Origin of the sequence: Streptomyces sp. NPDC057486, from assembly GCF_042802415.1 — a bacterium.
GTDB classification, from domain to species: Bacteria; Actinomycetota; Actinomycetes; order Streptomycetales; family Streptomycetaceae; genus Streptomyces; species Streptomyces yanii.
The window spans coordinates 112,519-122,052 of record NZ_JBHVEE010000010.1 but is presented as its reverse complement, the minus strand read 5'-3'; the positions used below and the strand labels follow the sequence as shown (position 1 = coordinate 122,052).

General features: G+C 69.5%; 9 protein-coding genes. 2 read left to right on the top strand and 7 right to left on the bottom strand.

Features of this window, described 5'->3' with window-relative positions; translation table 11 throughout:
- Window positions 1-29: 29 nt before the first annotated feature.
- From ACFU6I_RS08005 to ACFU6I_RS07975, 7 genes are all read right to left on the bottom strand, one after another.
- The gene (locus tag ACFU6I_RS08005; RefSeq protein ID WP_327243074.1) at window positions 30-815 is read right to left on the bottom strand and encodes an ABC transporter ATP-binding protein; all 786 of its coding nucleotides are present in this window, start codon (window positions 813-815) and stop codon (window positions 30-32) included.
- Complete coding sequence (locus tag ACFU6I_RS08000; RefSeq protein ID WP_384362874.1) at window positions 808-1,737, bottom strand: ABC transporter permease; 930 nt, start codon at window positions 1,735-1,737, stop codon at window positions 808-810. Before ACFU6I_RS08000 ends, ACFU6I_RS08005 begins: the two co-directional genes overlap by 8 nt.
- 106 nt (window positions 1,738-1,843) lie before the next feature.
- Entirely contained in the window at window positions 1,844-2,728 is an 885-nt protein-coding gene (locus tag ACFU6I_RS07995; protein WP_345516362.1) for a glycosyltransferase, read from the bottom strand.
- Complete coding sequence (locus ACFU6I_RS07990) at window positions 2,725-3,504, bottom strand: CDP-alcohol phosphatidyltransferase family protein (RefSeq protein WP_384362872.1); 780 nt, start codon at window positions 3,502-3,504, stop codon at window positions 2,725-2,727. The genes ACFU6I_RS07995 and ACFU6I_RS07990 overlap by 4 nt, the downstream gene beginning before the upstream one ends.
- The gene (locus ACFU6I_RS07985; protein WP_384362870.1) at window positions 3,482-4,543 is read right to left on the bottom strand and encodes an iron-containing alcohol dehydrogenase family protein; all 1,062 of its coding nucleotides are present in this window, start codon (window positions 4,541-4,543) and stop codon (window positions 3,482-3,484) included. The genes ACFU6I_RS07990 and ACFU6I_RS07985 overlap by 23 nt, the downstream gene beginning before the upstream one ends.
- Complete coding sequence (locus ACFU6I_RS07980) at window positions 4,531-5,268, bottom strand: sugar phosphate nucleotidyltransferase (RefSeq protein ID WP_384362868.1); 738 nt, start codon at window positions 5,266-5,268, stop codon at window positions 4,531-4,533. The genes ACFU6I_RS07985 and ACFU6I_RS07980 overlap by 13 nt, the downstream gene beginning before the upstream one ends.
- Complete coding sequence (locus tag ACFU6I_RS07975) at window positions 5,265-7,025, bottom strand: DUF5941 domain-containing protein (RefSeq protein WP_384362866.1); 1,761 nt, start codon at window positions 7,023-7,025, stop codon at window positions 5,265-5,267. Before ACFU6I_RS07975 ends, ACFU6I_RS07980 begins: the two co-directional genes overlap by 4 nt.
- 339 nt (window positions 7,026-7,364) lie before the next feature.
- Between ACFU6I_RS07975 and galE the strand changes: the two genes are divergently transcribed.
- Together galE and ACFU6I_RS07965 are read left to right on the top strand one after the other, a co-directional pair.
- Window positions 7,365-8,348, top strand: a complete 984-nt coding sequence (gene galE / locus ACFU6I_RS07970) for a UDP-glucose 4-epimerase GalE (protein WP_384362864.1) — start codon at window positions 7,365-7,367, stop codon at window positions 8,346-8,348.
- 164 nt (window positions 8,349-8,512) lie between these two features.
- Window positions 8,513-9,454: a cation diffusion facilitator family transporter gene (locus tag ACFU6I_RS07965; protein ID WP_384362862.1), complete on the top strand. Its 942-nt coding sequence runs from the start codon at window positions 8,513-8,515 to the stop codon at window positions 9,452-9,454.
- The last annotated feature ends 80 nt before the right edge of the window (window positions 9,455-9,534 follow it).

Below are 9,534 nucleotides of genomic sequence, written 5' to 3'. Positions count from 1 at the left end.
CCGCTGCCGTGAGGGGGACGGCGGAGGCCCTACTTCCCGGTCTCCCGCTCGTACGCCTTGAGGACCTCGTCGGTCGGGCCGTCCATCAGCAGCTCGCCCTTCTCCAGCCAGAGCACCCGGTCGCAGGTGTCCCTGATGGACTTGTTGCTGTGGCTGACCAGGAAGACCGTGCCCGCCTCCTTGCGCAGCTCGCGGATGCGCTTCTCGGAGCGGATCTGGAACTTGCGGTCACCGGTGGCCAGCGCCTCGTCGATCATGAGGACATCGTGGTTCTTGGCGGCGGCGATGGAGAACCGGAGCCGGGCGGCCATACCGGAGGAGTACGTCCGCATCGGGAGGGTGATGAAGTCGCCCTTCTCGTTGATGCCCGAGAAGTCGACGATCCCCTGGTAGCGCTCGCGGATCTCCTCACGCGTCATGCCCATCGCGAGCCCGCCGAGCACCACGTTCCGCTCGCCGGTCAGATCGCTCATCAGCGCCGCGTTCACGCCGAGCAGCGACGGCTGTCCGTCCGTGTACACCTTGCCGTGCTCGGTCGGCAGCAGACCGGCGATGGCCCGCAGCAGGGTCGACTTGCCGGAGCCATTGGTGCCGATGAGGCCGATGGCCTCGCCCCGGTAGGCGGTGAAGGAGACACCGCGTACGGCGTGCACCTTCCGGACTCCGCGCGCCTCGCCCTTGCCACGGCGCAGTATCCGGCTCAGCGCCGCGGTGGCACTGCCCTTGCCTCCGCCGGCGCCGTTGACCCGGTACACGATGTGCACATCGTCGGCGATGACGGTGGGGATGCGCCCCGAAGTGTTGTCCTCAGCCACGGCCGTACCGTTCCTCTGCCTTCCAGAAGTACACAAAGCCTGCGAGGCCGATGAAGGCCGACCAGGCAAGCCCGACGATCCAGACGTGCGGCGGCAGGTTCTCGGAGCCGTAGCCGTCGATCAGCGCGAAGCGGATCAGGTCCATGTAGATCGCCGCCGGGTTGTACTGCAGCACGCTCGCGATCCACTCCGGCTTGTCCTTGAGCATGACCGGGATGGAGAACATGACACCGGACGCGTACATCCAGGTGCGCATGATGAACGGCATCAGCTGGGCGAGGTCGGGGGTCTTGCTGCCGAGCCGGGCCATGATCAGGGCCAGGCCGGTGTTGAAGACGAACTGCATGACCAGCGCGGGAACGATCAGCAGCCAGGAGAGCGACGGGTAGCTGCCGAAGCCGACCGCCACGACCGCCAGCACGATCATCGAGAACAGCAGTTGCTGGAGCTGCTGCAGCGAGAACGAGATGGGCAGCGACGCGCGGGGGAAGTGCAGGGCTCGGACCAGTCCGAGGTTGCCCGAGATCGCCCGTACGCCCGCGGTCACCGAGCTCTGCGTGAAGGTGAAGACAAAGACGCCCGTCACCAGGAAGGGAATGAAGACCTCCTGGGTCATGCCCTTCCTGGTGCCCAGGATCAGCCCGAAGATCAAGTAGTAGACCAGGGCGTTGAGCAGCGGCGTGGCCACCTGCCACAGCTGGCCGAGCTTGGCCTGGCTGTACTGGGCGGTCAGCTTGGCGCGGGAGAACGCCATGATGAAGTGGCGGCGGCCCCAGAGCTGCTGGACGTACTCGAACAGCCCGGGCCGGGCGCCGCTCACCGTCAGGCCGTACTTGCCTGCCAGTGCGGCGGCGCTCAGGCCGTCGTCGGCGGATGGCGGGGTGCTCAGCGCGACCGCACCGTCATGGGTTGTGTCACTCACCAGATGAAACTCTCGTATTCAAGATGCGCAGCCAGTCGCGGTCGCGGTTCAGGCGGACAGGTCCCGTAAGAAAAAAATACGCCTCATGCTCTCAGAGGCGAGCCTCTCAGATCACGGGAGGTCGGCCGAGTCTGGTCAGCCGCCATACCGTGCGCCACTGCATCGGACGGCGTGGTCCGCAGGGCTTGGTCCAGCCTTCCCGGAAGCCGCCGAACCATGCCTTCAGCGCGGGGCCCGAGGGCTTGCGGAGCAGTGTCAGCAGCAGCCAGACGCCGAGGTAGACGGGGACCAGGGGCGCGGGCAGATTGCGGCGCGCCAGCCAGACCCGGTTCCTGGCCACCATACGGTGGTAGACCGCGTGCCGGGAGGGTGCGGTGGTCGGGTGGTTGAGGACCATGTCCGCGCGGTAGTCGATCATCCAGCCGGCGTCCAGTGCCCGCCAGGCGAGATCCGTCTCCTCGTGCGCGTAGAAGAAGTCGCCCGGCAGCCCGCCGACCTCGGCGAGGACCTGGGTACGGACGGCGTTGGCGCCGCCCAGGAAGGTCGTCACCCGCGACGAGCGCATCGGATCGGCGGCGCGCAGCCGTGGCACGTGGCGGCGCTGGGTCACGCCGGTGTCCGGGTCGGCGATCCGGAAGCTGATGATGCCCAGCTTCGGGTCCTGCTCGAACGCCTGCCGGCACAGCTCGGCGGTGTCGGTCAGCGGCAGCAGTCCGTCGTCGTCGAGGAAGAGCAGCGCGTCGACGTCGGCGCCGGACGGGCCGAACGCCTCGATGCCGACGTTGCGGCCGCCGGGGATGCCGAGGTTCTCGGGGAGCTCGACGGTCCGTACGCCCGCGGGGACGTCCGGGACCGGGGCGCCGTTGCCGACGACCACCACCTCGATCCGGTCGCCGTCCTGCTTGGCGACCGAATCGAGGAGGGCGCGCAGTTCGTCAGGACGGTTGCCCATCGTGATGATGACCGCGCCGAGCTTCATGGGGGTGCTCACTTCAGCCTGCTCGACGCCAGGACCGACACCAGGTGCAGCAGCGTCTGTACGAGGGCGATACCGGCCAGCACGGCGACGCCGAGCCGGGAGAAGAACAGGTCGCCCCTGACCGAGTCCAGGACCGCCAGGACCAGGATCAGCAGGGATGCCTCGATCCCGAGCACCAGGCGGTGGAACTTCAGCGCCGCGGCGGCCTTGCGGGCCAGTGCCAGACCGGACGAGCGCGGCTCCGACGCCGCCTCCTTGACCGGCGGCAGTCCGCCCTGGTGACGGGCGACGCCGACAAGGTCGGTCTCGGCCTTGATCAGGACAGCGCCGAGGGCGGCGAGGGTACCGAGGAAGGCCCACAGCCAGTCGATCCGCCCGGAGCCCCACAGATCAGCCGCGCGCAGCCCGAAGCCGACCAGCACCGCGGCGTCGCAGAGGTAGGCGCCGACGCGGTCCAGATAGACGCCGCCGAGCGAGAACTGCTTCTTCCAACGGGCGATCTCGCCGTCGATGCAGTCGAGCAGCAGATAGAGCTGGACCATCACCACCCCGAGGACGGCGCCCGCGATCCCGGGCACCAGCAGGGCCGGGGCAGCGAGGACGCCGCAGACCGTCATCAGGTAGGTCAGTTGGTTCGGCGTGATCTTGGTGTTCACCAGGTACCGGTCTATGCGCAGCGAGATCTCCCGCATGTACATGCGCCCGGCCCAGTGTTCACCGCTGCGCCGGTCCTTCACACCCTCCGGGTGAACGACCGGACGGAGTTCAGCTACTGATGGTCTTGGCATAGTCGGCGTACGCGTCCCTGATCTGGTCGGTGGACAGGTTGAGGTGTTCGAGGATCGTGAAGCGTCCCGGACGGGTCTGCGGGGCGTAGTCGACGGCCTGGACGAACTCGTCGGCGGTGAAGCCGATCTCTTCGGGCAGGACCGGCAGCCCGTGCCGGCGCAGGGTGGTCACCATGAGCAGCGACTCCTCGCGCGCACCTCGCAGGTACATGGCGAAGCAGGCGCCGAGGCCGACCTGCTCGCCGTGGCTGGCAGCGCGCTTGGGGTACAGCAGGTCGAAGGCGTGGTTGATCTCGTGACAGGCGCCCGAGGCCGGCCGGGAATCCCCGGCGACCGACATGGAGATGCCGGTGAGCACCAGGCCCTCCGCGAGCACCTTCAGGAAGGCGTCGTCGCCGACCCCGCCGGGGTGGCGCAGCACGGCCTCACCCGCCTGCCGGGCCATGGCGGCCGCCAGCCCGTCGATCTCCTCGCCCTTGACGTCATGGGCGAGCTCCCAGTCGGCCACGCAGGAAATGTTGGAGACCGCGTCGCCGATGCCGGAGCGGACGAAGCGGGCGGGCGCCTCGCGGATGATGTCGAGATCGATGACGACGGCGATCGGGGTGGGGACCCCGTACGAGCCCCGTCCGTTGTCGTTGTCCAGGGTCGCCACGGGCGAGCAGAGACCGTCGTGCGAGAGGTTCGTCGCAACCGCGACCATCGGCATGCCGACGCGCGCCGCGGCGTACTTCGCCACGTCGATGATCTTGCCGCCGCCGAGGCCGACCACGGCGTCGTACCGGTTGCCCTTGATCTCGTCGGCGAGCCGCACGGCGGAGTCGATCGTGCCGTCGGCGACCTGATACCAGTGGGCGCCCGGCAGCACCGGGGACAGCCGCTCGCGCAGGACCCGGCCCGAGCCGCCGCTGATCGCGACGGCGAGCTTGCCGGAGGAGGAGATCCGCTGGTCGGCGAGGAGGCCGGCCAGGTCGTCCAGGGCGCCGCCGCGGATGTCGACGACGACCGGGGACGGGATGAGCCGGGTCAGTACTGGCACGCGATCTCACGGCCCTTCGCGAGGTCGTCGTGGTTGTCGATCTCGACCCACGTCACTTCGCCGATGGGGGCCACGTCGACGGTGAAGCCGCGGTTGACGAGCTCCTGGTAGCCGTCCTCGTAGTAGAGGTCGGGGTCGCGCTCGAACGTCGCCTTCAGGGCGTCGGCGAGCTCCTCGGCGGCCTCGGGCTCGATCAGGGTGACGCCGATGTACTCGCCGGTCGCCGTGGCCGGGTCCATCAGCTTGGTGATCCGCCGGACGCCCTTGTCGCCGTCGGTGATGACCTTCATCTCCTCGTCGGCGAGGTTCTTCACCGTGTCGAGGGCGAGGATGATCTTCTGTCCGTTGCCGCGGGCGGCGAGGAGCGTCTTCTCCACGGACACCGGGTGCACGGTGTCGCCGTTGGCCAGGATGACGCCCCGCTTCAGGACCTCACGGGCACACCACAGGGAGTAGGCGTTGTTCCACTCCTCGGCCTTGTCGTTGTCGACAAGGGTGAGCGTCAGGCCGTACTTCGCCTCCAGCTCGGCCTTGCGGTCGTAGACGGCCTCCTTGCGGTAGCCGACGACGATCGCGGCCTCGGTGAGGCCGATCTCCGCGAAGTTGGCGAGCGTCAGGTCGAGCACGGTCTTCTCGCCGTCGACCGGCACGAGGGCCTTCGGAAGCGTGTCGGTGTAGGGGCGCAGACGCCGTCCTGCACCGGCTGCGAGTACGAGGCCGATCATGCGGGTTCTCCTTCGTCGTGAACGGCAGGTGCTCCGGAGGACACCCAGAAGCGGATGGACTCGGCAAGCACCACCGCGGCCACGGCCACCGCGAGAGCGGTGAGTGCCACGGTGAAACCTGACTGCCGAGTGAGTACGGCGGCGAGTACGGCCACCACCAGGGTCCGGCCCTCGTGCCCACCGATCGTTCGCACCAGCCACTGGGGCGGCGCGCCAGTGCCCCCGCGAATGCGGTACACCGTGTCGTAGTGATGGTAGGCGACGGCCGAAATCAGCCCGAAAGCCGCAGGAAGGGCTTGGTCGACATCACTGCGGGCGGCCAGAGCAAGGATCGTGCAGTACTCCGCCGCCCGGAATATCGGGGGCACGAGCCAGTCGAGTGCGCCCTTGAGGGGGCGGGCGACGGCGACGCCGGAGCAGACCGCGTAGAACACCGCGGCGACGATCATCTGCCGACTGCCGAACGGCTGCAGCAGAGCGGCGCTGATCAGGGCGGCCGCACCGACGAGGGCCACCACCGGGGCGGCCCATCCGCCCCGGATGCGAGGTCCCCTCGCCGCCACGAGGTCGGCCAGCGGCCCGGAGTCCGCGAGGTCGGCGAGCGCCTGGGCGGCCCGGTCGGTGCGCTGCGCCTTGCGGGTCAGCGAGCGCAGCAGGCGGCCGGCAGTGGTGTAGCAGGCAGCGACGGAGCAGCCGATCAGCAGAGCGTAGAAAACGATCCGCGGGGTCGTCACCGCGGTCAGCACAGCGATCATCGCCCAGCGCTCGCCGATCGGCAGCACTATCATGCGGCGCAGCCAGACCGTCCAGCCGACGCTGTCGAGCTTGTCGGAGAGGGCTGCCGTCGGGCTCGAATTGGCGACCGCGTCGTGGTTGGCCTCGTTGAACGAGAAGTCGACGACATGGCGGCAGGTCTGCAGCACCATCGCGCCGAGGGCGAGCGCCCATACGTCGTCGCCGTTGCGGGCCGCGCCGAGGGCGAGGCCCGCGTAGTACGCGTACTCCTTGGCCCGGTCGAACGTGGCGTCCAGCCAGGCGCCCATCGTCGAGTACTGCAGCGAGTAGCGGGCGAGCTGCCCGTCGGTGCAGTCCAGGACGAAGGAGAAGAGCAGCAGCAGTCCCGCGGCGATGTACCCGCCGCGGCTGCCGGTCGCCGCGCAGCCCGCAGCGATCAGCGCGGTGAGCAGGGAGGCGGTGGTGACCTGGTTCGGGGTGAGACCGCGGCGCGCGCACCAGCGGGCGATGTAGCGCGAGTACGGGCTGATGAAGTAGGTGGTGAAGAAGCCGTCGCGGGCCTTCACGGCGCTGCGCAGCCGTACCGCCTCGTCGTCGACCGCGTCCACGGCGGACTGGGCGGTGGCGCGGGCGGCCCGGTCGACGGGGACGGCCGCGACGAGCGAGCCGAGCTCCGGACGCTGCACGGCAGTGCCCTCGGCCTCCAGCGCGACGGCGAGGCGGCCCGGCACGGTGCGGTCGGTGACGGGCACGGTGTCCGCGCCGTCGGCCCGTCCCAGGGGGACGCCCGCACTGACGGCCGTGGTGGCGCTGCGCAGGGCGCGGACGAGCGCGGGGCGCGCCTCCGGCTGTGCGGTGAGCGCACCGGGGACGGTGACGGCGGGGAAGCGGGGGTCGGTCAGTCCGAGCCGGAGGGCGTGGACGTGTCCGACGAAGCGGGGATCGACGAGCGCGACGCGGGCGTCGGCGGGAGCCGCGGAGAGCAGCTCGGCGGCCTCGGTGACATCAGCGGCGGTCTGCACCTCGAAGCCCAGCGACCTCAGATCGTCCGCGAGCGACGATCCGGGTACCGGTGCACCGGTGAGGATGGCGGTCGACAGACGAACTCACTCCTTGGTGCTGACAGGGTCGGCGCGCGACAATGCGGCCCGGATGCGGGCCGGCGGCACGTCGGCAGAGGCTATCGGATGAACGGAAGCGGGAGTTCACTGCCCGTTTGTGCTCCGTTCGGGGCGGACCGGCATCATGCGGCGCCGCCCGCGATCATCATCGTCGATCCCGGCCCCGGCTCACAAACCGCGGGTGTACCTGACTCCGCCTCGGCTCACACACCGCAGCGGCATAGACCTAGGCTGACGGGTATGACATGGCTGATCACAGGCGGAGCAGGATATATCGGTGCACATGTGGTGCGGGCCATGGCGGCTGCCGGGAAGCGGGTGGTCGTGCTCGACGACCTCTCGACCGGCATCCGCGACCGGATCCCGGCCGACGTACCACTGATCCGCGGCTCGGTCGCCGACCGCGCGCTGCTCGACCGCACGCTCGCCAGGCACGCGGTGACGGGTGTGGTGCATCTCGCAGCGAAGAAACAGGTGGGCGAGTCCGTCGAGAAGCCGCTGCACTACTACAGGGAGAACGTGTCGGGGCTGACCGTCCTGCTCGAGGCCGTGGTCGCGGCAGGTGTGCGGAGCTTCCTCTTCTCCTCCTCGGCCGCCGTGTACGGCGTACCGGACGTGGATCTCATCACCGAGGAGACTCCCTGTGCCCCGATCAATCCGTACGGTGAGACCAAGCTCGCCGGGGAGTGGCTGGTCCGGGCGACCGGGCGGGCGCACTCCCTGTCCACCGGCTGCCTGCGCTATTTCAATGTGGCGGGAGCGGCCGAGCCGGAACTCTCGGACACAGGCGTCTCCAATGTCATTCCGATGTTCTTCGACCGGCTGACCCGCGGCGAGGCCCCCCGGATCTTCGGCGACGACTATCCGACGCCGGACGGGACCTGCGTCCGCGACTACATCCACGTCGCCGACCTCGCCGACGCGCATCTCGCGGTGGCCCGCAGACTCGCCGAGCAGGGCGACCCCGGGGACCTGACCGTGAACATCGGCCGCGGCGAGGGCGTCTCGGTGCACGAGCTCGCCGATCTGGTGGGCGAGGTCACCGGCCACCGCATCAAGCCGGAGACCGAGCCGCGCCGGCCCGGCGACGCGGCCAGGGCCGTCGCCTCCGCCGCCCGGATGTCCGAGGAGCTGGGCTGGACGGCCCGGCTCGGGGTGCGGGACATGGTCGAGTCGGCATGGGAGGGCTGGTGCCTGCGCCACCCCGAGGCAGTCACCTCCTGATCCGCGCCGGAACACTGCACCGCCCTGACCTGCCATCGTTTCCGCAGGTCAGGGCACATGACAACGGTGTTCAGTGCCGTGTTGCCCGATACCCCCTCCCCGTAGTTCACTGGCCTTCTCGGGCCGATACGGGTCCGGATCCGCAAGACGACCGGAGGCGACCCATGGGGGCTGGGCACGATCACGGGCACTCGCACGGCGGGCCGCCGCCCACCGGCACCGCGGCCGCCGCGTACCGGGGACGGCTGCGGATCGCGCTGTGCATCACACTCACCGTGATGGTCGTCGAGATCATCGGTGGTCTGCTCTCCGCCTCGCTCGCGCTGATCGCCGACGCCGCCCACATGGCGACCGATGCGCTGGGGCTGGGCATGGCGCTGCTGGCGATCCACTTCGCCAACAAGCCGGCCGGACTCAACCGAACCTTCGGTTACGCCCGGGCCGAGATCCTCGCCGCGCTGGCCAACTGCCTGCTCCTGCTCGGCGTGGGCGGCTATCTGCTCTACGAAGCGGTCGAGCGCTTCATCACGCCCACCGAGACCCGGGGCGGGCTGACGATCGTCTTCGCCCTCGTCGGCCTGGCGGCCAACATGGTCTCCCTGTCGCTGCTGATGCGCGGACAGAAGGACAGCCTCAATGTGCGCGGCGCCTATCTGGAGGTGCTCGCGGACGCGCTCGGCTCGGTCACCGTGCTGGTCTCGGCCGGCATCATCCTGGCCACCGGCTGGCAGGCCGCCGACCCGATCGCCTCGCTGCTGATCGGCCTGATGATCGTCCCCCGTACGGTCAAGCTGCTCCGGGAGACGCTCAATGTGCTGCTGGAGGCGGCCCCCAAGGGCGTCGACATGGGCGAGGTACGGGCCCACATCACCGCCCTGACCGGGGTGCTGGACGTCCATGACCTGCATGCCTGGACCATCACTTCGGGGATGCCGGTGCTCTCCGCCCATGTGGTGGTGCAGCAGGAGCTGCTCGACTCGATGGGGCACGAGAAGCTGCTGCACGAGCTGCAGGGCTGTCTCGGCGACCACTTCGACGTCGAGCACTGCACGTTCCAGCTGGAGCCGAGCGGGCACGCGGAGCACGAGGCCAAGCTCTGTCACTGAACGGCGATTCAGCGCAAGACCCGAACTGCCGTCCTCGCGCGGGTGTAGGGTCCTGCGCAGAGGCGTGCCTGCCTCCCCCT